The 23,300-nt window shown below is 74.3% G+C and carries 15 protein-coding genes; 8 read left to right on the top strand and 7 right to left on the bottom strand.

All coding sequences use genetic code 11. The features are described from left to right. The first annotated feature begins 7 nt into the window (after positions 1–7). The gene (locus tag AB0I60_RS24080) at positions 8–961 is read left to right on the top strand and encodes an ABC transporter substrate-binding protein (protein ID WP_360733117.1); all 954 of its coding nucleotides are present in this window, start codon (positions 8–10) and stop codon (positions 959–961) included. 210 nt (positions 962–1,171) lie between these two features. Here the strand turns inward: AB0I60_RS24080 and AB0I60_RS24075 are convergent, their stop codons facing one another. The 4 genes from AB0I60_RS24075 to AB0I60_RS24060 form a co-directional block, all read right to left on the bottom strand. Then, on the bottom strand, positions 1,172–1,717 hold the full coding sequence (locus AB0I60_RS24075; RefSeq protein ID WP_360733115.1) for a snapalysin family zinc-dependent metalloprotease: 546 nt from the start codon (positions 1,715–1,717) through the stop codon (positions 1,172–1,174). 69 nt (positions 1,718–1,786) lie between these two features. Then, a complete protein-coding gene (locus tag AB0I60_RS24070; protein ID WP_360733113.1) occupies positions 1,787–5,230 on the bottom strand; it encodes a TM0106 family RecB-like putative nuclease in 3,444 nt (1,147 codons plus the stop codon). Between the two features lie 100 nt (positions 5,231–5,330). Beyond that, positions 5,331–6,467: an HEXXH motif-containing putative peptide modification protein gene (locus AB0I60_RS24065; protein WP_360733112.1), complete on the bottom strand. Its 1,137-nt coding sequence runs from the start codon at positions 6,465–6,467 to the stop codon at positions 5,331–5,333. Continuing rightward, positions 6,464–7,585, bottom strand: a complete 1,122-nt coding sequence (locus AB0I60_RS24060; protein ID WP_360733111.1) for an FxsB family cyclophane-forming radical SAM/SPASM peptide maturase — start codon at positions 7,583–7,585, stop codon at positions 6,464–6,466. Before AB0I60_RS24060 ends, AB0I60_RS24065 begins: the two co-directional genes overlap by 4 nt. Before the next feature lie 160 nt (positions 7,586–7,745). Here AB0I60_RS24060 and fxsA point away from each other — a divergent pair, with 160 nt between their 5' ends. The 4 genes from fxsA to AB0I60_RS24040 all read left to right on the top strand — a co-directional run bounded on the left by fxsA (position 7,746) and on the right by AB0I60_RS24040 (position 14,090). After that, on the top strand, positions 7,746–7,913 hold the full coding sequence (gene fxsA, locus AB0I60_RS24055; RefSeq protein WP_360733109.1) for an FxSxx-COOH cyclophane-containing RiPP peptide: 168 nt from the start codon (positions 7,746–7,748) through the stop codon (positions 7,911–7,913). A 62-nt stretch (positions 7,914–7,975) separates the two neighbouring features. Next, on the top strand, positions 7,976–11,671 hold the full coding sequence (gene fxsT / locus AB0I60_RS24050) for an FxSxx-COOH system tetratricopeptide repeat protein (RefSeq protein ID WP_360733107.1): 3,696 nt from the start codon (positions 7,976–7,978) through the stop codon (positions 11,669–11,671). 19 nt (positions 11,672–11,690) lie between these two features. Further along, positions 11,691–12,653, top strand: coding sequence for a hypothetical protein (locus tag AB0I60_RS24045; RefSeq protein WP_360733105.1), 963 nt, complete (start codon positions 11,691–11,693; stop codon positions 12,651–12,653). Between the two features lie 201 nt (positions 12,654–12,854). Beyond that, a complete protein-coding gene (locus AB0I60_RS24040; RefSeq protein ID WP_360733103.1) occupies positions 12,855–14,090 on the top strand; it encodes a hypothetical protein in 1,236 nt (411 codons plus the stop codon). Positions 14,091–14,127: 37 nt separating this feature from the next. Here AB0I60_RS24040 and AB0I60_RS24035 read toward each other — a convergent pair whose 3' ends face one another. From AB0I60_RS24035 to AB0I60_RS24025, 3 genes are all read right to left on the bottom strand, one after another. Further along, positions 14,128–16,422 (bottom strand): hypothetical protein, encoded by a 2,295-nt coding sequence (locus AB0I60_RS24035; protein WP_360733102.1) that lies wholly within the window; start codon positions 16,420–16,422, stop codon positions 14,128–14,130. Then, positions 16,419–17,357 (bottom strand): ATP-binding protein, encoded by a 939-nt coding sequence (locus AB0I60_RS24030; protein ID WP_360733100.1) that lies wholly within the window; start codon positions 17,355–17,357, stop codon positions 16,419–16,421. Before AB0I60_RS24030 ends, AB0I60_RS24035 begins: the two co-directional genes overlap by 4 nt. A 386-nt stretch (positions 17,358–17,743) precedes the next feature. Beyond that, positions 17,744–19,132, bottom strand: a complete 1,389-nt coding sequence (locus AB0I60_RS24025; RefSeq protein WP_360733098.1) for an SDR family NAD(P)-dependent oxidoreductase — start codon at positions 19,130–19,132, stop codon at positions 17,744–17,746. A gap of 77 nt (positions 19,133–19,209) precedes the next feature. On the opposite strand from AB0I60_RS24025, the gene AB0I60_RS24020 reads away from it, so the two are divergent. From AB0I60_RS24020 to AB0I60_RS24010, 3 genes are all read left to right on the top strand, one after another. Further along, complete coding sequence (locus AB0I60_RS24020; protein ID WP_360733096.1) at positions 19,210–20,478, top strand: hypothetical protein; 1,269 nt, start codon at positions 19,210–19,212, stop codon at positions 20,476–20,478. Further along, on the top strand, positions 20,475–20,996 hold the full coding sequence (locus AB0I60_RS24015) for a hypothetical protein (protein WP_360733095.1): 522 nt from the start codon (positions 20,475–20,477) through the stop codon (positions 20,994–20,996). Before AB0I60_RS24020 ends, AB0I60_RS24015 begins: the two co-directional genes overlap by 4 nt. Before the next feature lie 210 nt (positions 20,997–21,206). Continuing rightward, a complete protein-coding gene (locus AB0I60_RS24010; RefSeq protein WP_360733094.1) occupies positions 21,207–23,267 on the top strand; it encodes a tetratricopeptide repeat protein in 2,061 nt (686 codons plus the stop codon). Positions 23,268–23,300: the final 33 nt, after the last annotated feature.

Below are 23,300 nucleotides of genomic sequence, written 5' to 3'. Positions count from 1 at the left end.
AAGTCCCTTGTCCGCAAGGAAGATCACCGGCATCGTCGCGGCGGCGGCCCTGGCGCTGGCGGCGTGCGGGGGTGCCGACGGCGCGGTCACCGAAGACGAGGTCGTGGCCGGCGGCCGGACCGTCAACCTCAGCCCGCAGCAGAACCGGCTGACCGCCGGGAAGGTCGACGCGATCGCGGCCAAGGTCCCGGAGGAGATCCGCAGGACCGGCAAGCTGGTCGTGGGCGGCTCGTCCAACAACGCGCCGCCGCTGCGCTTCTACGCCAACGACGACAAGACGATCATCGGCGTGGAGACCGACATCGCGGTGCTAGTCGCCGGCGTGCTCGGGCTGGAACCGCAGCTGGAGGTCACGTCCTGGGAGAACCTGTTCGTCAGCCTGGACAGCGGGGTGTACCCGCTGGGCCTGTCGAACATCACGGTGACCGAGGCGCGCAAGGAGAAGTACGACTTCGCCACCTACCGGCAGGACACGCTGGCGTTCGAGGCGCGCAAGGGCGAGGCGTGGCGGGTGACCGGGCCCGAGGACGTCGCCGGCCGCACGATCGCCGTCGGCACGGGCACCAACCAGGAGAAGATCCTGGTGGAGTGGAGCCGGAAGAACGAGGCGGCGGGCCTCAAGCCCACGGACATCAAGTACTTCCAGAACGCCTCGGACTACTACCTGGCGCTGGAGTCCGGCCGGATCGACGCCTTCTTCGGCCCCAACCCGACTTCGGCGTACCACGCGGTGACGTCGGGCAAGACCGAGGTGATCGGCACGTTCTCCGGCGGCGGCGACCTGCAGGGCAAGATCGCGGCCACCACGAAGAAGGGCAGCGGACTGGCCGAACCGGTCGCGGAAGCCCTGAACCACCTGATCAAGAGCGGCGAGTACGGCGAGGTCCTGGACCGCTGGGGACTGGCGGACGAGGCCGTGACCACCTCGGAGATCAACCCGCCGGGCCTGCCGAAGACCTGACCGGTGCCGCGCCCGGCCGCCCGGGTCGACCGGGTGACGGGCGCGGCGCTGCCGGTCAGGCGGGAGACCTGACCGGCAGCGCCGTCCCACAGCCCCGTCCCCGTCGCGCGCCCGACGACCCCGGCCGCCGAGCTTCGGCCGTCGGACGTGCGACGATCAGGGCGGGTGTGGTGGTGGGGAGTGCGTTCCGCCACCACACCCCGGAAGTGCTCAGCCCCTCGCGTAGACCTCGGGGGTGCCCACGGCCGCGACCGCGCGACCCGCGAAGAGCTGGTTCACCCGGTTCGCCTCCTGGGCGTTCGGGTACACGTTGCGGCAGGACGTCCCCGCGCTGCCGCCCGACATCAGGTACGAGCAGATGCCGTTGTACGTGTCGGGCAGCCCCAGGCCGTGCCCGATCTCGTGCGCCACGATCCGCAGCGCGTAGTTGCCCGCCGAGACGTCGCGGTTGTCGATGTAGATCGTGGCGCACCCGAGCCCGCAGGGATAGGCCCGGGAGCCGCCACCGTTGGTCGCGGCGATCCGGATGGTGGCGCTGCCGCCGCGGACGAGCCGCAGGTTGGGCACCCTGGAGTTCCAGATCTGCGCGGCCTGGTCGGCTTCCGCCGAGTAGCCGGAGGCGCTGTAGTAGACGGTCCTGGCCAGTGCCGACGGCGCGGCGGGCGCCGCCGTAGCCGCAGTGGTCAGGCTGGTTCCCACGAGAGCGAGGGAGGTTAGCAGCGCCCCGAGGGCGAGGCGCAGGTGCTTGCCGGTCACACGATCTCCTTCGGTGCAGGGTGGAAGGTTCTCGCGTTTTTCACAGTAAGAGCACCCGGGCGGATGGAGTCATAGCTCTTGGGCATAGATGCCGTCGATGGGCCACGGCCGCGCCTCGCCGGTCAGGCCGATCATCCCGGACACCAGCCGGAGCTGGTCGACGCCCCGGATGTCCGCCTCCACCAGTCGCGGTGAGCACACCACCACCGCCACGCCCTGCGCGCGCGACAGCGCCACGTTCAGCCGGTTGCGCGACAGCAGGAAGTCCAGCCCGCGCGGCAGGTCGACGGCGGCCGACGACGTCATCGTGGTGACCACGACCGGGGCTTCCTGGCCCTGGAACCGGTCCACCGTGCCGACCCGCACGTGCTCGTAGCCGGCGCGTTCGAGCTCCCGGCGCACCAGGCGGACCTGGAGGTTGTACGGCGCGACCACGAGCACGTCGGAGTCGTCCAACGGCCGCGCGTTCACCCCGTCCGTCCACATGCGACCCATCAGCGACCTGACGACCTCCACGACCGCCGCCGCCTCCTCGGCCGAGCTGGTGGTGTTGTGCCGGTGCTCCACCTCGCGCACGTACACACCGGACGCCAGCCCGTCCACGCCGCGCGTCGCAGTCGACGGGTGCGCGTGCAGCAGCCCCGCGTACGACAACCGGGACACCGGCTCGCACACGTCCGGGTGCATCCGCCGCGTCTGGTCCAGGAAGTAGCCCAGCTCGGCCGGGATCACGTCGGCGTCGCCGATCAGGTGTCCCAGCGCGGACGCGTCCGCGCCCGCCGGGTGCGTGCCCTGCACGACCTGCGGCAGCTGCTGGGGGTCGCCCAGCAGCACCAGGTTGCGCGCGCACGTCGACACGGCCAGCGCGTCGGCCAGCGCGAACTGCCCGGCCTCGTCCACGATCAGCACGTCGAAGGGCTGCTCGCGGACCGCCGCGTTGGCGAACGTCCACGCCGTTCCGCCGACCAGGTGACCTGCGCCCTGGTCGGTGCGCCACCGGACCAGCGCCGGGTTGTCCCTCGGCTGCTCCCAGGCGCAGTCCTTCGCCGCAGCGCCCTTGGGCCGCTTGGCGGTCGGGATCGGCACGCCCAGCTCCCGCCCGGCCGCCTGCGCCGCGGCCAGCACGTTCTCCACGGCCTTGTGGCTGTTCGAGGTCACCCCGACGCTGCGCCCGCCGCGCACGAGGTGCGCGATGAGCCGCCCGGCGAGGTAGGTCTTGCCGGCGCCCGGCGGCCCCTGCACGGCCAGCGCCGACCCGTCGAGCCGGTCCACCGCCCCGATCACGTCCGCGATCACGTCGCCGCCGGACGGCAGCCCACCCGCTCCGCGCAGCCGGGGCGCGGCCCGGCGCACCAGGTCGACGCCGGGGTGGGCGGGCAGCACGGGCAGCGACTCGGCGACCGCCCGCGCCAGCTCGTAGACGGCCTCGTCCTTCGGCGCGGGCCGCACCGGGCTTCCCGGCAGCACCGCCGCCGGGCGGTCGCCGTCCACGTCGTCCGGCGCGACGCTCTCCACCAGCACGATGTCCTCGGCCGACTCGTCGACGACCTCCGCGTCCCGGGTCCGGTTCGGCGTGCCGGCGTAGAGCAGCCGCACCTTGTCGCCCTTGGCGAACGGGTGCGGCCGGTCCGGGTCGCACCGCACGCGCACCTCGCGCTTGGCCTTGCGCACCCGCCCGGACGGCATCGTCCAGCCATCCGCGCGCACCGACACCGGCACGGCGCACGCGCTGTCGGACTCCAGCTCCGACAGCGGTGCGGCGACCTGGCGGAAGAAGTCCCACCACGCCGGGTTGGTCTCCCGCCGGTGGTACCCGACGGCCGCCGCGAGCAGCGCCCGCGCCCGCTCGTCGGCGGTGAAGTCGGCCGGGTTGTCCGGCAGCCCCTCCAGCAGCGGGTCGACCACCGCCGCGATCCGCTCCGCGCGCTCGGCCCGCCGCTGCGCGGCGATCTCGTCCTCGACCTCGTCCGCGAAGGACTGCTCGGGCACGTGCGGCTCGATCCCGGCCTCCGCCCGGACCTCCAGCAGGAACCGGTGCAGCCGGCGGGTCGAGACGCAGTCGTACTCGTTGTAGTCGGCGATCCCGGCGAGGACCTCGGCGGCCCGCGCCCCGTCGTCCACCTCGGTGAGCGTCAGGTACTCCTCGTACGCCTCGATGCTGGACACGGCGTTGGTGACGTCCCCGTCGCGCGGCGCGGGCATGTACAGCGGTTCCAGGTACTTGATGGAGTACGACCGCTGCGAGACCCGCAAAGCCTTGCGCACCACCGCGTACAGGTCCACCAGCGCCCCCGACCGCAACAGGTGGTCGACGGCCTCCTCCCGCGTCCCGTGCAGCGCGGCCAGCCGCTTGAGCGCGCTGACCTCGTAGGGCGCGTAGTGGTAGACGTGCGCGTCGGGGTGCTCCTCCAGCCGTGCCGTGGCGAAGTCGACGAACCGTTCGAACGCGGCCTTCTCCTGCGGTCGGGTGTGCGCCCAGAACGGCGTGAACTCCTCCTCCGGCGTCACCACCCCGAACAGGTACTCCAGGCCCTCGCCGTTGAGCGCGAACGGGTCGCCCTCCATGTCGAAGAACAGGTCGCCGGCGCTCGGTCCAGGCAACTCGGCCAGCGCCCCGGGCGTGATCACCTCGTAGGCCACCTTGCCGATCGGGTCGTCGGAGGTGCGCGAGTCGTCCTGGATGACCTGGAGCGCGGCCTGCGCGCGCAGGCCGGTGAAGGTGGCTGCGGACATCGCCTGCGGCCGGTCCTCGCGGGACGCGTTGGCCAGCGCGTCGATCGTGCCCAGCCCGGCCGCGACCAGCTTGCGCCGCTGGTCGGTGCGGATGCCGGCGACCAGCGACAGGTCGCGGTCCCGTTCCCGCCCGGAGGCACAACTGCGGCTGAACCGGCAGGTCGCGCACGCGGGCCGCTCGTCGTCCCACGTCCGCACGAGCGGTTCGGCGGTGCCGGGCAGGCGCTCGCGCAGGCTGCGCACCACCGGCAGGAAGTCCGCGACCCGGTAGGTCCGCACGCTGTCGTCGCCCAGCAGCAGGTGCATCTCCGGCCCGGCGAGCGCGCCCAGCGCGTGCGCGTAGGCCGTCAGCTGCACCACGGCGGCCGGTGTCGCGTGCCGGGAGAGCTTGGCGTCGTGCGGCTCGTAGCCCCGGTCGGCGCGGACCAGGAAGTCGGCCCGCCCGTGGAACCCGTCGGCGTAGAACACGCCCTGGTAGACGACCTCCGCGCCGGCTTCGAGGGCTCGGCGCGTCTCGGCGGCGGCCCGGGTCAGCGCGTCGTGCGTCGGCGCGGGCTGCGCGATCTCCACGACCTCGCAGCGCGCCCGGAAGCGTTCCAGCACAGCCTGCTCGTGCGCGATGCCGTGCTTGGCGGCGAGCACGTCCTGCCGCTGGTCCGGCTGGGGCGTGCCCGGCACGCCCAGCGCCAGGGCGAGCGAGAGGCGGCTGCGGTGCTCGCACTCCAGCAGGTCCACCAGGTCGGCCGGGGAGTGCACGAGACGGCCGTCGGCGGTGAGCATGGCGGGCAGTATCGCCGCCCGGGGGCCCGACCCGGTGGACCACCCCCGGCGAGTCGCGGCGGTGTCGCCCCGGGACGGTCCACGCGGGACCGGCGGGCGCTCACCCGCCGACCCGGGCCACCCACCGCTCGCGGTGCTCGGCGGCCTCGGCGGTCGCCCGCGCCAACGCCTGCGGGTGCACGGGTTCCGCGCACCAGCGGCGCAGGACGTCCGCCATCCCGGTGACCAGCGCGTGCCCGGTCGCGGTGAGCTTCCCGCTGGACAGCAGCGTCTCGGCGGTGGTCAGCGAGGCGGCCCGCCACCGGGCGTACTCGGTCTGCGCGGCCAGGCCGGGCCGGGTCCGCCAGAACGCCGCCACGCCCAGGTGCGCGTAGGTCCCGTGCAGCAGGCCGGCCAACGGGCGCGGGTCCTCCCGCCACGGCGCGTAGTAGATCTCCCGGCGGTCCGGCAGCAGCAGCGGGAACAGGTCCATCAGCGCGACCAGCTTGGTGTGCTGGGCCTCGTGCGCCAGGGTCACCGCGAGCGTCTCCGGGTCCGGCGCGAGCGACAGGAACACGCAGCCGAACGCGTCGGCGGCGGTGGCGCTGCTGGTCCCGGTCGGCGACGGCGGCATCGGCGTCAGCACGCTCACCAGCTCGGTGAACTCCGCCGCCATCGCCGGGTGGTCGGTGGCGAGCAGGTCCCACGCCGAGGCCAGCGCGAGCCGCCACCGCGCCACGTCCACGTCCGCCGCGACGGCCAGCCCCGGTGGCACCCCGCCGCCCGCCCAGTCGTCGAGCTGCACCACGTGCCCGCCCAGCGCCACCTCCGGCAACGGGTCGTACTCCAGCGTCGCCGGGTCCGCCACGCCCAGCGACGGCAGCACGAACACCGGCACGTCCGGGAAGTCCACGTCCGCCGGCACGCCCGCCAGGACCGCCGCCGAGGCAGCCGCGAACGCCAGCTCCTCCGGCTGCGCCGGGTCGCCCCGGCGCAGCGCGAGCGCGGTCCGGGTGGCCCACGCGCCCACCGACGGGTGGTCCAGCACGCGGGCGACCGCGTCCGGCGAGGCCCGCTCGGCGGCCACCAGCAGCCGGTACGCCGCGCGGGCCGCCGGCGCGGCGGCGATCATCCGGACCAGCAGGGACGTCCGGCTGCGCCGGGCCAGCCGCAGCGCGCGCACCGCCCGGGGACCGCCCCGGCCCCGGGCCAGCGCGGCGAAGTCGGCCGCCGACAGCCGCCACGGGCGCACCCTCACGCCGGGGCCGCCAGGTCCGCCGCGACCCGGTCGCGGACGTGGGAGACCAGCCGGTGCAGGTCGGGGCAGTACACCGACGGGCGGTCGAAACCGGTGCCGTCGAACCGGTGCGCGCGCAGGCCGCCGCCGCACGCCGCCACCACGTCGCACGACCGGCACGTCGCCGACAGCGCCGCCCGCCCGGCCCGGTGCGCCACCACCTCCGGCACCGCGAGCGCGCGGTCGAAATCGTCGCGCAGCACGTGCAGACCGGTGGACGCGGCAGCGGGCGACGACGACGCCAGGATGTCCGACACCGAAATGGCGCCGTCCGTTTCCACCACGATCTGCGCACTGGGCGTCGAACCGATGCCCTCGACCCCGGATTGGCCCCCCAGCACGACGTTCAACAACTCCTCGAACAGCCGGACGCGCGTTTCCGGCGCGCGGTACCAGTGCTCGAACAACGCGATGAGCCAATCCGCGTAAGGCGTCGCCGGGTCGCCGGCGACCCGGTCGGGCGGCGGCGCGGACCAGTTCCCGTGCGGCAGCAGGAAATCCACCAGCGGGGGCGTGAATTCGCGCAACGACCGGTAGGTGCGCACCGGGTCGGTGCGCACGTCCACCACGCACAGCAGACCGCCGAAAACCGGGCGGAACTCGCCGGTCAGCAGGCGCAGACCCGCCGCCACGGCCGCCCAGCTCCCGGTGCCGTCGGGCCGGACGCGCCGCCGGTCGTGCGATTCCGGGTCGCCGTCCACGCTCACCCCGACCCGCACGTCCAGGGCGTGCAGCAGCGACAGCAGGGACCGGTCGAGCAGGGTCGCGTTGGTCTGCACCGAGAACCGCACCCGCGCGGGCACCGCCTCCCGGAACGCGTGCACCAGCGATTCGATCCGCGCCGCGCCGAACAACAGGGGTTCTCCGCCGTGCAGCACCACTTCCACGTCCGACAACGTGTGCGAGCGCACGTGCCGCGCCACCCGTTCGGCGGTGTGCGCGACCACGACCGGCGACATCGCGCGCGGTCGGGAACGCCAACCGGTGTCGCCGAGTTTGTAGACGTAGCAGTAGTCGCAGGCGAGGTTGCATCGGCTGTGCACCTTCACCACGAACTGCCGGAACGGTCGTGCCGCCATGCACCCCCCGATCCATCGGCCCCCGAACAACCAAACACATCGGGCCGGCCGCATCTGCCGCCAATCGGAGGATTCGCCGCATTCCCCGTTGCCGCGCACTACGATGGGATCAGCGCACTGCGGACAAAACCGCAGCTTTGCGGTGAGGGGGTTGTGCGAGATGGCTGACGAACCCGTCCTGGAGTCCGAACTCCTCGACGTCACCGGGATCGACCTGGCCCGCCTGGCCGCGCTGCCCGACACCGCCCTGCGCGCCGCGCTGCACCGGATCCTCGCGGAGAACGCCGAGATGCCCAACCGGTTCGCCGCGTTCGAGAGCTCCCTCTAGCCGCCCGGCAGCGCCGGGGGGCGCGCGTGAATTCCCTGCCACACCGCCGATCTGGAGAGCCGATGAGCAGCAGCGCGGGCCAGGGCCACACCGGGGTGACGGCGTTCCTGTCGGCCACCGGCGGCACCGGCCGCACCAGCGCGGTCGCCAACCTCGCCTGGGTGCTGGCCTCGGCGGGCCGGCGGGTGCTGGTCGTCGACTGGGGTTCCGAGGTGCCGAGGGTGCGCGAGTACCTGGAGCCGTTCCTGGTGTCCCGCCAGGCTCTGCCGGACGCCGTGGGCCGCGCGCTGGTCGCCGCCTACCACGCCGACCCGTCCCGCGAGGACTACCTGCCGCCCGCCGTCGAGCGGTTCGCGCAGCCCGTACCCGACCCGACCGGCCACATCGACGTGGTCGCCGCGCTGCCCGCCGACGCCGGCGGCCGGCCGCGCGCCGGGTCGCGGCACGGCGACGCCGGCGCGATCGCCGAGCTGCGCGCCCGGCTCGCCGAGTCCGACTACGACCAGGTGCTGATCGACGCGCCCACCGGCGCGGCCGAGGAGTCGCTCACCCTCGTCGCCACGCTGTGCGAACTGGTCGTGGTGTGCTTCCGGCCGCGCCCGCGCGCCATAGCGGACGCCGCCGAGCTGGCCGCGCAGGTCCGCAAGCGCGCCCCGCTGCGGATCGACGTGGTGCCCGTCGCCACCCTGTTCGACGACGCCGAGCAGTCCCGCGCCCAGCGCATCCGCTCGCAGATCCACGCCGCGTTCGCGGAGCTGCTGGCCGGGCAGGCCAAGCGGGTGCCGGACGGCGGCACGGTGGAGATCCCGTACCGGCCGTTCGACGCGTTCGACCCGCTGCTGGCGATCATCGCCGAGGAGCCCAGCGGCGGCGGGGCCCTGGAGGCCCAGTACGGGCGGCTCGCGGCGGCGGTCAGCGGCGGCGCGGTCACCGGGTGCGCGCCGGTGCCGGCCGTGCTGCGGGCCCGCTACCGCCGGGTGTTCGGCCTGGCCTCCGAGGCCGACGCGGACCGGGTGGCGATCGCCTATGCGCCGCGCGACCGGGCGTGGGCGGACTGGGTGCGCGGCCAGTTGGAGCGCGCGGGCGCCCAGGTCGTGCCCTTCGCCGACGCCCGCCCCGCCGACGGGGTGGTGGTGCTGGTCTCGCCGGACCGCGACGACGCGGACGTGCCCGCCGGGTCGTTGCGGCTGCTGCTCGCCGAGCAGGACCGCGACCTGCCCGGCCTGTCGGTGCACGCGAACCTGCCGGACGCGGTGAGCGCCAAGCTGCTGGGGCACTTCGGCCTGATCGACCGCCCCGGCACCGCCCACGACGCGCCGATGCGGATGCCCGGCTCGCACCCGGTGGTGTTCCGGCTGCCGCCCCGCCACCGGGGTTTCGTCGGCCGGGACGAGGACGTGGAGGCGCTGCGCGACGAGTTCACCGACGCGGGCGAGGAGCGCGCGGTCGTCACGCTCAACGGCGAACCCGGCGTCGGCAAGAGCGAACTCGCCCTGGAGTACGCCTACCGGTTCTCCGCCGACTACGACGCGGTGTGGTGGCTGTCCGCCCAGGACCGGCAGTCCGTGCAGCTCGGCCTGGCCGAGCTGGCGGTCCGGCTGCGGCTGCCCGGCTCCACCGACTTCGGCTCGCTGACCGCGCTGGACCGGCTGGCCAACGACCCGGCCTACGCCCGGTTCCTGCTGGTCTACGACAACGCCGACGACCTGGACGCGATCGCCGACCTGTTGCCGCCCGGCGCGACCGGGCACGTGCTGATCACCTCCAACGCGGCCGGTGCGCCGTCGGTGGAGCTGGTGCCGATGACGGCGGCGGACAGCGCGGCCCTGCTGCTCGACCGGGTGCCCCGGCTGGGCCTGGCGGACGCCCGCCGGGTCGCCGAGGAGGTGCGCCACCTGCCGCTGGCGCTCGACCTGGCCGGGGCGTGGCTGGCCGAGACCGCGCGCGCCGAGACGGGCGCGGGCTCGTCGGCCGCCGACGCCGCCGGGTGGGCCGTGCGGACCTTCTTCGACCGGCTCTCCCGCTGCGGGGCGGACGGCGTCGCGCGGGTGGTCGAGGTGGTCACCGGGTCGTTGCGGGAGAACGGGATCGGCCGGGTCGCGGTGCTCGTCGCCCGGCTGTGCTCGTACCTCTCGCCGCAGGGCGTCGACCTCGGCCTGGTCCGCTCGCCCGCGTTCCTGGACCGGGTGGTCGCGGTCGGCGGCGTGGACGCCGCGCCGATCGCGCTGGACGCCGGCGAGGTGGACCGGGTGCTGTGGGCCGGTGCCCGGCACGGGCTGTTCCGGGTGGACTGGGGCGACCAGTACTCGCTGCGGCTGCACCGGGTCGTGCAGCGGGCGCTGCGCGCCGGGGTGCCCGCCGCCGAGCGCGAGGCCCGCCAGGCCGACGCGCTGGCCGCGCTCGCCGCCTTCGCGCCGACCGAGGTGGAGGACAAGTCGCCCACCCGGCGCTCCCGGTTCCAGGAGCTCCAGCAGCACGTGTTCCCGTCCGGCGCGCTGCGCAGCGACGCGCCCGAGGTGCGCCGCTGGCTGGTGAACCAGGCGCGGTTCCTGTTCACCGACGGCGGCGCGGGCGTGCGGCGGGCCGCGCTGGAACCCGGGCACGAGCTGCTCGACTCGTGGACCGCCCGGTTCGGCCCGGACGACCCGCTGCGCAACCGCCTGGCCGCCCAGCTCGCCAACGTGCACCGGGTGCTCGGGGAGCCCGCCGAGGCGCTGCGGCTGGACGACCTCGCGCTGAGCAGGCAGCGCCGCGCCCTCGACCTGTCCCACCCGCAGCCGCTGATCACCGCCCGGGGGCGCGGCGGCGACCTGCGCGGCCTGGGCCTGTTCACCGAGGCCCTGGTCGAGGACCAGGCCACCTGGACCGGCCTGCGCGAGGTGCTGGGCGAGGACCACCCGGACACCCGGCGCGCGGCCAACAACCTGGCCGCCTCGACGTTCCTGTCCGGCGACCCGGCGGGCGCGCTGGCGCTGGAGGAGGACAACTTCGCCCGCCGCAGGCGGCTGTTCGGCGAGCGCGACGAGTTCACCTGGGCCACGCTCGCCCAGATCGGGCTCTACCAGCGCGAGCTGGGGCGCTACCCGGAGGCGCTGGAGGCGCTGCTGGAGGCGTCGCAGAAGTTGCAGAGCCTGCGCCCGGAGCTCAACCAGACCCAGATCGGCGTGCACTGGAACTACTCCATCGCGCTGCGGCTGGCCGGGCGCACCAGGGCGGCGAAGGAGCGCAGCGGCAAGGCGCTGCGGAACTACCGCGAGGTGATCGGCCCCGACCACCCGTACACGCTGGGGTGCGCGCTGAGCTTCGCCGCCGACCACCGGCGGGTCGGCGGGGAACCGGAACTGGCCGTGGAGCTGGCCCGGACCGCGCTGGAGGGCTTCCAGGGCCTGGAGGGCGTGCGCGACCACCACCCGTTCCTGGCGCTGTGCCGGCTGGGCCTGGGGCTGGCGCTGCGCGCCGCCGACGACCACGCCGGCGCGGTGGCGAACGTCGCGGCGGCGGCCGTGACCCTGCGCGACCGCCTCGGCGACACGCACCCGTGGACGCTCGCGGCGGCGGTGGACGAGGCGCGGGTCCGGTCGGCGGCGGGTGAGGTCGACGAGGCGGCCCGGCTGATCGCCGAGGCGCACGCGGACTGCGTGGAGTTCCTCGGCCCCGACCACCCGCACACCGCCGTGGCGGCGCACAACCTGCGCCTCGCCGCGCACCCCGCCCACCCGGACTGGCGGGAGTGCGATGTCGACATCCCGCACACCTGATCGCGCAGGAGGGACCAGCGTGGAGCTGCACGAGGAGGCGGCCGAGCACCTCGGCCCCGAGTTCGACACCACCCGGCTGGCGTGCCGCGCGGCGGTGGCGAAGAGCCCGGCCCTGCACTACCTCGCGCACTACAGCAGCGGTGTGTTCGACTTCGGCGTGGACGCGCTGGCCGACCCGCCGCCCGTGCCCGGCGCGCTGCCCGGCGGCACCCGGCGCGAGGAGCTCAAGCGGCTCGGCAGGCACCTCGCGTTCCAGGTCACCGCGCTGGACCGGGTGTTGCAGGAGGTGCGCACCGGGCGGCTGATCAGGACCGTGCTGCACACCGGGGAGGGTGCGCTGTTCTGCGACTCCGTGGTGCCCGCCGAGCACGTCGTCGGCCTGGTCCTCGACCACGCCGGCGCCGGACCGATGTTCGGGCACCCCGCCGTGGACGAGGCCGACCGGGCGGTGGCCGAACTCGCCACCGCGCTGCGCTCGGAGCTGAGCCTCGGCTCGCTCAACCCCGGCGGGTGGGAGACCTTCGGCGACGCCGTGCCGGTGTCCGGGGCGGGCGCGCGGGAGCCGCACGTGTCGGCGGGGGAGGGCCGGCTCGCCGAGTGCGCCGCCGCCGCGCGGGCGGAGGACCTGCACGTGGTGGCGCACGTGGCGGGCGGCGAGGTGCTGGCCATGGTCGACCACCTGGCGGACCCGTCGCTCGGGCCGTACTTCAAGGAGATCTCGGTCGACGCGCGGCGGCGGTTCTACCTCGGGTTCCTGCGTGAGCTGGGCGGCTTGACGACCCGGCTGAACCGGGCGGTGCGGCCGGTGGTGGGTGGCCTGCTGGCGCGGGCCGTGCTGGACGTGGAGATGGGCGCGATCTACTGCTACCGGCTCGGGCCGGGGGAGTACGTGGCGGGCGTGACGATCGACCAGTCCCGCGTCGGCGAGGCGGACGGCCGGATGTCCGCGCTGGCCGAACGCCTCGCCTCGCACGCACCGTGATTATCTCGTGACCGAGGGTGTCCACGGCTCGTGATCGGTCCTTGATCGGGTGTCCGCGCGGGCCGTGATCGGTTCTTGATCGCACCCGGCGGGGAATTCGGGGCGGCTGGTGATCGGGTCTCGATTGGGGGTGCGGAACGGCCTAGCGGCCCTCTCCGGATGGACCTTGAAGCCCGTCGGCCGATTACCTACCTTGGAATGGTGACGCCCGCTGTCCGTTCGGTCGCCCTCCTGGCCGCAGTCGGCGTGGGCTGGTTCGCTGCGTGGTCGCTGGGGCTGCGGCAGGTCGAGGATTCCTCGGCGTACGGATTCTTCATCACCGCCCTGCTCGGATTCGGGCTGTACGCGAGCACCAGCGGCATCGACATTTCCGAATTCCGCCGCGAATTGCGGACCGTGGTCGTCGCGGTGACGCTCGGTGTGCTGGCGAAGGTCGTGCTGATCTTCGGCGTGGTGTACCTGGTGTACCGGGAGCCGTGGCACCTGATCCTGGCCGTGGCGGTCGCCCAGATCGACCCGCTGTCGGTGGCGGCGGTGCGCGCCAAGTCGCGGATGTCGGCGTCGGCGAAGGCGCTGCTGTCGGCGTGGGCGTCGTTCGACGACCCGATCACCGTGCTGCTGACCGTCTACCTCACGGCGTTCGCGGTGCAGAGCACCGCCGCCGGCGGGGCGCAGGGCGGCGCGGTCGACGGGGTGGAGGGCGCGGCGGCGAGCGGGCTCGGGGCGTTCACCGTCAACTTCGCGCTGAACCTCGCGCTGGCCGGCGGGGCGTGGCTGGTGTGGCGCCTCGCGCGCGGGCGCGTCGGCGGCGGGGGCGGCGGGCAGGTCGGCCGCCTGGTCGTGCGCGCGCTGCTGGTGCTCGTGGTGCTGGCCGTGGGGTTCGTGGCGGTGCAGTTCTCGCTGCTGCTCGCCCTGGCGCTGATCGGCCTGTTCTTCCGGCCGGACTTCGGGCGCTGGGTGGACGGGCTGGCCGAGGTCGGCATGTTCGCCGCCACCGTGGCGGTCGGGTTGGTGCTGGCCACGGCGTTCAGCTGGGCGTCGGCGGCGGTCGGGGCGGTGCTGGGCGTGGCGGCGTACCTGGCCCAGGCGGTCGTGGCCTGGGTGCTGACCCTGCCCCGGCGGTGGCGCGACGACCGGGTGCGGCTGTGCCTGGGCCAGCAGAACGGGCTGACCGCGATCATCCTGGCGCTGCTGCTGGAACCGCACTTCCCGGGCGCGATCGCGGTGGTGGCCCCGGCCGTGGTCGTGGTGAACCTGGTGCACGCGCTGGCCAACGGCGTGTACGACCGCGTCCAGCCGCCTCGGGCGGACGACCCCGACGCGGGTGCCGATGTCGTTGCCGATGCGGATGCCGGTGAGGTGCGTGCCGGCGTCGGCGGTGGTGGCGTCGGGTCGTTGCGGCCGGCGGCGTTCCGGCGGCTGGGGCCGGCCCGCTAGGCGGGCGGGGCGTCGGCGGTGGGTGCCGGGTGCCGGGTCAGCCGGTGTGGGAGGCCCGCAGCACGGCCCGTCGCACGCGGGGGCTGAGGTTGCGCAGCGCCTCGTGCACCTGGTTGCGCCGCGCGACCTGGTTCACGTCCGCGACCAGCCCGCCCGCGCGCGCGCTCCACGGCGGCAGGCCGAACAGCGGGTCGAGGTCGAACAGCGGCAGGAACTCCACGATGTCGTCGTAGATCCCGCAGAGCTGCTCCAAGCGGTCCTCCGCGTCGGCCGACACCTCGCCGCCGGCCTCCCCCTGCGACCGGTACCACTCGGCCACCGAGCCCCGGAACGCCAGCACCGCCTTCTGGATGAAGACGGCCTTCGCCGCCGCGTCGGTGAACTCCGGCGTCCGCAGCCGCCGGTGCACGGCCTCCTGCGTCGTGGCCGGCGCGAAGTCGAACGCCTCGTTCAGCATCAGGTCGATCTGCACCAGGCCCTCCAGCGCGTCCGCCGCGCCCCGGAACAGCCGCTCGACCTCGCCCGGCAGCCGGTGGTCCGCCGCGTCGCGCGCGGGGGCCGAGCCGACCAGCAGCGCCAGTTGCCGCCCGATCGCCGAGAACTGCCGCTCCGACGACGTCCGGACACCGTCCACGTGCTCCGCGAGCTGCTCGATGAAGCCGTAGATGCTCGACTGCTGCCGGGACAGCTGGTCCATCCGCTGCCGCACCGCGCTCAGCGGGTCCTGCGCGGACTCGCCGGCCAGCAGGGCACCGGTCGCGCCGACCAGCGCCTTGAAGTCCTCCGCGAACGTCCGTTCCGAGTAGACCAGCGGCTCGCGGCCGAGCGGTTCGCGCAACTGGATCGCCACGCCGTCCGCGAGCACCCCGTTGACCAGCAGCACGACCTCGGCGTCCGACTCGGCCTCGCGCACCGCCGACACCCGCCGCATCACCGTCGTCACGTCGGTGTTGTCCAGCAGGGACCCGGTCACCAGCACGGCGCACCCGCCGTCGCGGTCGGGGAAGGTCACCCAGAAGTCCGCCAGGGACTCCTCACCGGTCCCGAGCAGGTGGTTGCGCCGGTACTCCCAGCCGTTCGCGTCCAGCAGCCGCCGCACCGAACCGTCCAGGTCGTCAGCGCTCAACGAGCCGAACAGCTCGCGCGCGGCCTGCCGCACCATCTCGTCGGTCGCCGCCACGTCCGGGTCGCCGGTCGCGTTCGCCCGGTCGTCCACGAGCCGGAACACCCGGTGGCACAGGCGGACCACGTTGCGGGTGTTGCCGCCGGCCACGTCCCGCAGGTAGCGCACGGTCTCCGGGGTGAACGGGGCCAGCGCCGGCACGCCGGTCACCGCCTCCTGCGCGCGCACGACGAACTCGCGCACCTGCGCGTTGCCGAGCCCGGACATCGTGACGGTGCAGGGGATGCGCTGCCGCACGGCCGGCGACAGCACGGCCTTGAACTCCGGCAGCCCGCACAGCACCAGGCACGCGCCCGCCTTGGCGAACACCTCCAGCATGGTCTGGAACGCCGCCATGGTCCGCGCCTGCGGCCGGCTGTCGGCGGAGAAGATCTTGTCCAGCTCGTCCACGGCCAGCACGAACCGCCGCTGCCGCCCGCCGAACAGCAGGGCGAACACGCCCATCGCCTCCAGCGCCGCGACCTCGGTGTCGATCGGCTCGGTGATGCCGCGCTCGACCAGCACCTGGTCCGGTGCGCCGCCCAGCAGCCACGACCACACCGCGTGCTCGAAACCGGGCCGCAGCAACAGGGTCAGCGCGGTGCCGAAGTCCTTGTTGTTCGTCACCTGGCGCAACTTGTCCTGCACGGTCCGCAGCAGCGCGCTCTCCATGAGCCCCAGCCGCTCCACGACCTCCTGCGGCTCCAAGCTCCGGCTGCCCAGCCACTCCAGCGTGTCCTCGGTCAACCCGGTGCTCTGCAACGAGTCCGCGACGATGTCCGCGTAGTAGTCGCTGACCTGCCCCCGCACGCCGTCGCGCCCGAGCCGCTGCATGAACCGCCGGTACAGCTCGACGAAGCTCTCGGCGGTCGCCTCCAGGTAGAGCGCGCGCGACGGGTCGTCCAGGACCTTCCGGGCGTAGCGCACCAGCCGCACCGCCAGGTGGGTCTTGCCGGTGCCGTAGTCGCCGAGCACGGCCAGCACCGTGCCCGTCCCCGGCTCGGCCTGGAGGTAGCCGTCCAGGTGGGCGACCGCCTGCCGGGCGGCGTCGGTGGGGATGGTGACGTCCACCGCGTCGAAGTCGTCGTGGAAGTCGTCGATGATCAGCGCGACCGCCATCGGCGAGAAGGGGTTCTTCCGCAGGTGCGGGAGTTCTTCGCTGCCGCTCATGGCTGCATCCCCAGTCCGTTGAGGTACGCCCGGATGTCGTCCACCGTCACCTGGTCGGCTTCGGTGTAGCTTAGGCCCGCTTCGAGCTTCCGCTCGTACGTGCCGTGCAGGATTCTCTGCAACATGGCGACCGACTGGCAGATCCGGCTCAGCAGCTCGGCCGCCTCGTCGCTCAACCGGGGGTAGACCCCCGACCCGCTGTGCCGGACCAGCCGGTCGTCGGCGAACCGCTCCGGGTCGCCGTCCTCCAGCTTGCCGACCAGCAGGGTGATCGGCGGTACCCAGGTCTCCAGCCGGCGGACCAGCTCGGCGATGTCGTCCGCGTCGAAGAACGCCGACTCGGCGAAGAACAGCACGCGCGGGCTGCTCAGCTGCCGGGCGTACCGGATCACCTCGTCCAGCAGCTCGTTCGGCGAGGGCAGCAGCACCAGCAGCACCACGTCCTCGTCGAGCGCCCGGCCCAGCCGGGGGAAGATCCGCTGCGGGTTGTCCCGGTCGCCGCGCAGCAGCTCCGCCGCCGCCTGCCCCAGCGCCCCGTGGTCCACGAGCTTGTCGAAGAGCTGGTCGCACACCTGGGCGGTGCGCTCCTGGATCGACAGCTCCTCGTCCTCCGGCAGGCAGCCGGTCAGGTCGACCACCACCCCGCGCAGGCAGCGCCCGGCCAGCTCCCGCACGGCCCAGTCGGCGCACCGGTTGACCAGCGCCGTCTTGCCGCAGCCGGAGTCACCGGTGACCAGCACGAGCCGGCCGTCCTCCAGCACGCCGGTCAGGTCGCCGACCTCCTGCTGGAACTCCTGGAACGCGCTCTCCGCGCCGTCGACGTCGACGTAGTAGTCGCGGTGGGCCTTGCGCTCCCACGGGCGCAGCGGGCGCATGGGCGTGCTCTCCCAGCCGGGCAGGGGGAACGGGTTGAGGGGGCGGCGCGGGGCGTTCATCCGGCGTCCGGCGGTGGTGCCGGCACCGATGGCCCTGGAGCCGGTGCCGGTGGTGCCGGTGGCTCTGGGGCCGGTGGCTCTGGGGCCGGTGCCGGTGGCGCCGAGTTACTGCTGCGGCGTTCGGAGGTCACCCGGTCGTGCGGTAACCGGGTGGTGCGGTGGCAGGGTGGGGTGGCGGCGCGAACCGCCCGCCCGCGTTTCATGCGCACCCCCCGCTCGAACGACCGCTCCAGCCTACCGACGGAGAGTCGCACACGACGGCGGGTTCGGTGACCGCCGTACCCGGATGGCCGACTCCCGTTGCTCCTTTCCGCAACGCGCGGAATCACCGCGTCGTGCGGGGCAGAGGCCGGTCGCGTGGTGTTCGGGTGGGGTGGGCGAGTGGTTCACCAGGCCGCGGGTGCGTAGTCCTTGAGGAAGCAGCCGCGCAGGTCCTCGCCCAGCTCACCGCGCACGATCGGGTCGTAGACCCGGGCCGCGCCGTCGACCAGGTCCAGCGGGGCGTGGAAGCCCTCGGCGGCCAGTCGCATCTTGGTGGGGTGCGGGCGCTCGTCGGTGATCCAGCCGGTGTCGACGGCGGTCATCAGGATGCCGTCGGTCTCCAGCATCTCCTCCGCGCTGGTCCTGGTCAGCATGTTCAGCGCGGCCTTGGCCATGTTGGTGTGCGGGTGGCCGGGCCCCTTGTAGGCGCGGCTGAACTGGCCCTCCATCGCGGAGACGTTCACCACGTACTTGCGGCGCGCGGCGGAGGCGGCCATGGCCGGGCGCAGCCGGGAGATCAGGATGAACGGCGCGGTGCTGTTGCACAGCTGCACTTCCAGCAGCTCGACCGGGTCGACCTCGTCCACCCGCTGCACCCAGCTGTTCACGGCGGCCACGTCCGGCACCAGCCCGCCCGCGTCGATCAGCTCGGAGCCCGCGGTCAGCGCCAGCGCGGTGACCTCGGGCATCGCGCCGCCGAGCCCGCTGGTCAGCGCGATCGGGTGGGCCGCGATGTCGTGCCCGAACGTGACCAGCTCGGGCAGCGGCCCGGACGGCAGCGGCGCGCTCTCGGCGGCGACCAGCGGCGCGTAGGCGTCGGACGAGCGGCGCACGGTCTGCGCGGCGTTGTTGATCAGGATGTCCAGCGGGCCGGCGGCGGCGACCGAGTCGGCCAGCCGCACCACCTGGCCGGGGTCGCGCAGGTCGATGCCGACCACGCGCAGCCGGTGCAGCCAGTCCCCGCTGTCGGGCATCGACGCGAACCGGCGCACGGCGTCGTGCGGGAAGCGGGTGGTGATGGTGGTGTGCGCGCCGTCGCGGAGCAGCCGCAGCGCGATGTACATGCCGATCTTGGCCCGGCCACCGGTCAGCAGCGCCCGCTTGCCGGACAGGTCGGCGCTCGCGTCGCGCTTGCCCCGGTTCAGCCCCGCGCACGCCGGGCAGAGCTGGTGGTAGAAGGCGTCCACCTCGGTGTAGCGCCTCTTGCAGGTGTAGCAGGACCGGGCGCGCAGCAGCGTGCCCGCGATCGAGCCGGGCTCGGGCTCCTGGAGCAGGACGCCCCGCGTCTCGTCGTCGATGCGGGTCGGCGAGCCGGTCGCGGTCGCCTCGGTGACCGCCCGGTCCGCGTCGGTGACGGCCTGGCGGCGGTCGGCCTTGCGGCGCTTGCGGACGGTCTTGTAGATGCTGGAGGTGGCCCGGCGGATGGCCACCACGTCCGGGTGCTCGGTGGGCAGTTCCTCCACCTGGGCGAGCACCTTCAGGGCGACTTCCATCTCGGCGGGGTCGATTTGCACGGTCAAAATCCTACCTGGGCGAAAATCCGTCGCCCGGACGGGTGAAATCCGCGTGAAGCAGCGCTAGGGTGCCCCGCATGTCTACCCCGGGTCCGAGGGTGCGCCGGCTGGCCCACCCCGACGCCGACATCCGGGCACGGGCCCTCGGCCTGCCCCGCGCCCGTCCGGTCCTCACCGTCCTCGGCCCGGTCGACGCACCGGGCGCGGACCTGTCCGCCGCCGTGCTGCCGGTGCTCAGAGCCGTGCTGGCGGCTGCCGCGCAGCGCGACGCGGTCGTGCTCACGGCGGGTGCCGACACCGGCATCACCCACCTGGTCGGCCTGGCCGCCGACGCCCTGGACGGGAAGTGGCCCCGCCTGGTCGGGGTCGCGCCGTCCGGGAAGGTCGCGGTGGACGCCGAACCCACCGGCGGCGAGGTGCGCCTCAACCCCAACCACGACACGGCCGTGCTGGTGCCGGGCTCGCGGTGGGGTGAGGAGGTGCCCGCGCTGGCCCGGGTCGTGGAGGCGGTCGCGGGTGGTCGGCGGCCTGCGCTCGCGTTCCTGGTGGGCGGTGGGGTCGTGGCTGGTGGAGATGCCGGTGGCGGGGTTGTCGGTGACGGGGTTGTCGGTGACGGGGTGGAGGAGGCGTTGGTCGGGCACCTCGGGCGGGATCGGCCGGTGCTGGTGCTGGCCGGGACCGGCGGGCTGGCCGACGAGATCGCCGGCGGCCGGGTCGACGGGGACCTGGAGGTCCTGGTGCGCAGCGGCCGGGTGGCCGTGGTGCACCTGGACGAGGGGCCGGAGCGGGTGGTCGCGGTGCTGCACCGGGTGTTCGCCGGGAAGCCGGGCGACGTGCTGCACGCCGCCGTGCCGCCGCCGGCCGTGTGGCCGCGCCTGCGGTTCCGCGAACCCCCGCCGCAGCCGGTGGTCGACCCCGGGTACGTGCTGGACTACCCGCTGCTGGCGGACGCGATCCACGAGGCCAACCAGGTCGTCGCCCCGGTGCTGCGCGAGCAGGAGGTAGCGGCGCTGCGGGAGCGCGAGCGGGCCCGGCTGCTGGTGGTGCTGGCGATCGGCGCAGGGTTCGCGGCGACGGTGTTCGGCGCGTTGCAGAGCTGGCTGCGCGACGAGCCGTGGCCGGGCGTGCTGCTCGCCGTGGCCGGTGCCGGGGCGGCGGTGCTCGCGGTGCTCGGGCGCGGCGGGGAGGACCCGGACGCGCGCGCCCGCGCCGAGCGGTTGCGCGCGCTGTACTTCGACCACCTGGCCGCTCCACCGGCCGCCGACGACGCGGAGCGCGAGGAGCGCTCGCGCGAGTTGGCGGCCGGGGTGGCGCGTCACCGGCACGAGGTGGTGGGCAGGGCATGACGGAGGCGGGTGCGGGTGTGGGTGCGGACGTGGCTGCGGCGGGCGTGGGTGCGGACGTGGCTGTCGCGGGTGCGGGTTCAGGTGTGGACGTGGCGGGAGCGGGTGCTGGTGAGGTGGCGGCGGATCGGCGGGAGCAGTTCCTGCGGGCTTACCTGAGGCACCGGGTCGGGGAGCGGCTGGCCGGGTTCGAGCAGGCCCGGACCACCTACGCGAAGGCCCGCCGGTGGACGACCGGGTCGACCGCGCTGCTGTTCACGGCGTCGGCCGCGCTGGGCGCGGTCGCGGTGGCGGACCCCGGCCGGCGTGCGCTGTGGGGGTTCCTTGCCACGGTGGCGGCGGCGCTGGCGACGTCGGTCGCGGTGTACGAGGCGGTGTTCGCGTTCCGCGCGCGGGCGCGGCGCTCGGCCGACAGCGTCGCGCTGTTGCACCTGCTCCAGGCCCACGGCGCACCGCAGGGCGAGGACGGCGTGCACGCTTTCCGCGCCGAAGTCGAAAGCGTGCTGCGGCATTCGGACTAGCTCGACCCGATAGGTGCTATTGCCCGGACTTATGGACTGCGGAGTGCGACCTGCCGTTTTCGGTATTCCCCCACTAAAGTCGGGCACTCCGCGCCGTTTTCCGTGGAGGTTCCCGTGCCACCGAAGATGAAGAAGATCCGGATCCGTCTGCCCGGACCTGTGCCGCTGGCCGCCGCCGCGTGCCTGGTCCCGGCCCTGGCGAGCTGACGGATGGCCGACCACCTCTGGCTCCGGGGACGGCGCGCGGTCGACCGCGCGCGGCTGCGCGCCGGGCTGGAACTGCCGCCCGCGCTGGCCGACGTGAACGCCCACCGGGGCCTGCGCGGCCCGTACACGGCCGGCGGCACCCTGCTGCGGGCGGTGGCGGACGACGCGTTCGCGCGGTGCCCCGAGCTCGCCGCCCGGCACAACACCGAACTGGCCACCGCCGCGCCGGAGCTGGCGGTGTCGGTGCCGACCGCGTGGGCCACCCTGGAGTGGACGGTCGGCGACGAGCAGCGCACCCGGTACTACTCGCGGCTGCACACGCGCAACATCGCCAACGGCATCGCGGACTTCCTGCGGGCGTACCTGGCGTCCCTGGGCGACGCGCCGAGGACGTTGTTCGTGGACAACCTGCACCACGCCGACCCGACCGACCGCGAGCTGCTCGCGGTGTTGTTGCGGCGGCAGGACATCCCGCAGCTCACGGTGGTGGTTGGCACCGGGATGGACCCGGTCGTGGACCCGCCCGGCGAGGTCGCGGTGTCGCTGGCGGACGTGCTGCCCGCGTTCGCGCGGCGGGTGGACTGCGTGGTGGAGTCGGACGAGGTCGAGGACTTCGTGCTCAGCGACGGGACCACGGACGACCCCGGCGCGTTCGAGTCCTATTCGGCCCTGCCGCCCGACGAGCGCGCCCGGCGGCACGACGAGCGGTGCGCGCGGCTGTACGCGTTGGGCGAGCAGTCGCTGGCGTTGGGCGCGATCCCGTTCCACGCGGTGCGCGGCAGCCGGCCGGAGGCCGGTGTCCAGGCGGTCAAGCACGCGCTGGGGCACTGCCGGAAGGTCGGGCTGTACCACGCCGCCGCGTCGCTGGCCCTGCGCGGGCGGGAGCTGGTGGTGCGGGGCTCGGGCGACTGGTGGCACTTCACCGAGGCCGCCGGGGCGTCGCTCGCGGTCGCCGGGCGCGCGGAGGAGGCCCAGGTGGTCTACGCGTCCGCCGCGCAGGTGGCGGACGGCGTGCCACAGCGGTTCCGGCTGGCCCACGGGACGGCGATGCTGCACGTCCGGCACCTGCCGGAACCCCGGCGCGACCTGGTCCGGGCCCGCGACCTGATGAACCGGGCGGTGGCGCTGGCCGCCGAGCTGGACGACCCGGAGGAGCGCGTCTTCCACTCGGTGTTCGCGCGCAACGGCCTGGCGCTGGTGGAGATGCGCGAAGGCCGGGTGGACGAGGCGCTGCGGCTGATCGAGGAGGGCCGGACCGCGCTCGACCGGGCGTTCGGGGCCGCCGAGCACCCGCTGCTGCGGTCCGTGCTGCGGCTCAACCGGGGGCTGCTGCTGGGCATGGCCGGCCGGGACGAGGAGGCCCTCGCCGAGCACTCCGCGAACGCCGTGGTCGACCCCGGGTTCTTCGAGCACCACTTCCACCGGGGGGTGCTGCTGCGCGAGCTGGGGCGCGACGAGGAGGCGGTCTCGGCGTTCGAGCGGGTGCTGCCGCTGTGCCCGCCGTTCCCCGAGGTGCACTACAACCTGGCGGACGCGTGGCTGGAGCTGGGCGACGTCCGGCGGGCGCTGGCCGCGTTCGACTACGTGCTGGAGCTGGACCCCGGGCACGTGCCAGCGCTGGTGAACAGGGCCTCGCTGCGGTGCGAGGTCGGGGATTCGCACGGGGCGTGGGACGACGTGCGGGCCGGGTTGGCGCTGTCGGCGGACAACGTGCACCTGCTGTGCGTGCAGGGGCGGCTGCTGGCGGAGGGCGGTGACGGGCGGCAGGCGTGCGACGTGGTGTCGGCGGCGCTGCGGACCGACCCGGACTTCGCGGCGGGGTGGGCGTTGCGGGGCCAGATCCGCTTCGAGACCGGCGACCTCGACGGGGCGGTGGCGGACTTCGACCGGGCCGTGGCACTGGCCGACTCGCCGGAGGTGCGGTTCAACCGGGCGGTGGTGTTCGAGAAGGTGGGCCGGTTCGGCGACGCGGCGGCGGACTACCGGTCGGTGCTGGCGGTGTCGGAGGACGTGGACGCGCGGTCGCGGTTGGACTTCTGCTTGAGGGCGGAAGGGGTTTGTTGAGGCGAGCCCGGTCGAAGGGGTTCGTCGGGGCGG

This window comes from Actinosynnema sp. NPDC050436 (assembly GCF_040655415.1).
GTDB lineage: Bacteria > Actinomycetota > Actinomycetes > Mycobacteriales > Pseudonocardiaceae > Actinosynnema.
The sequence above is the reverse complement of the archived record's forward strand: the minus strand, read 5'-3'. Positions and strand labels throughout refer to the sequence as shown.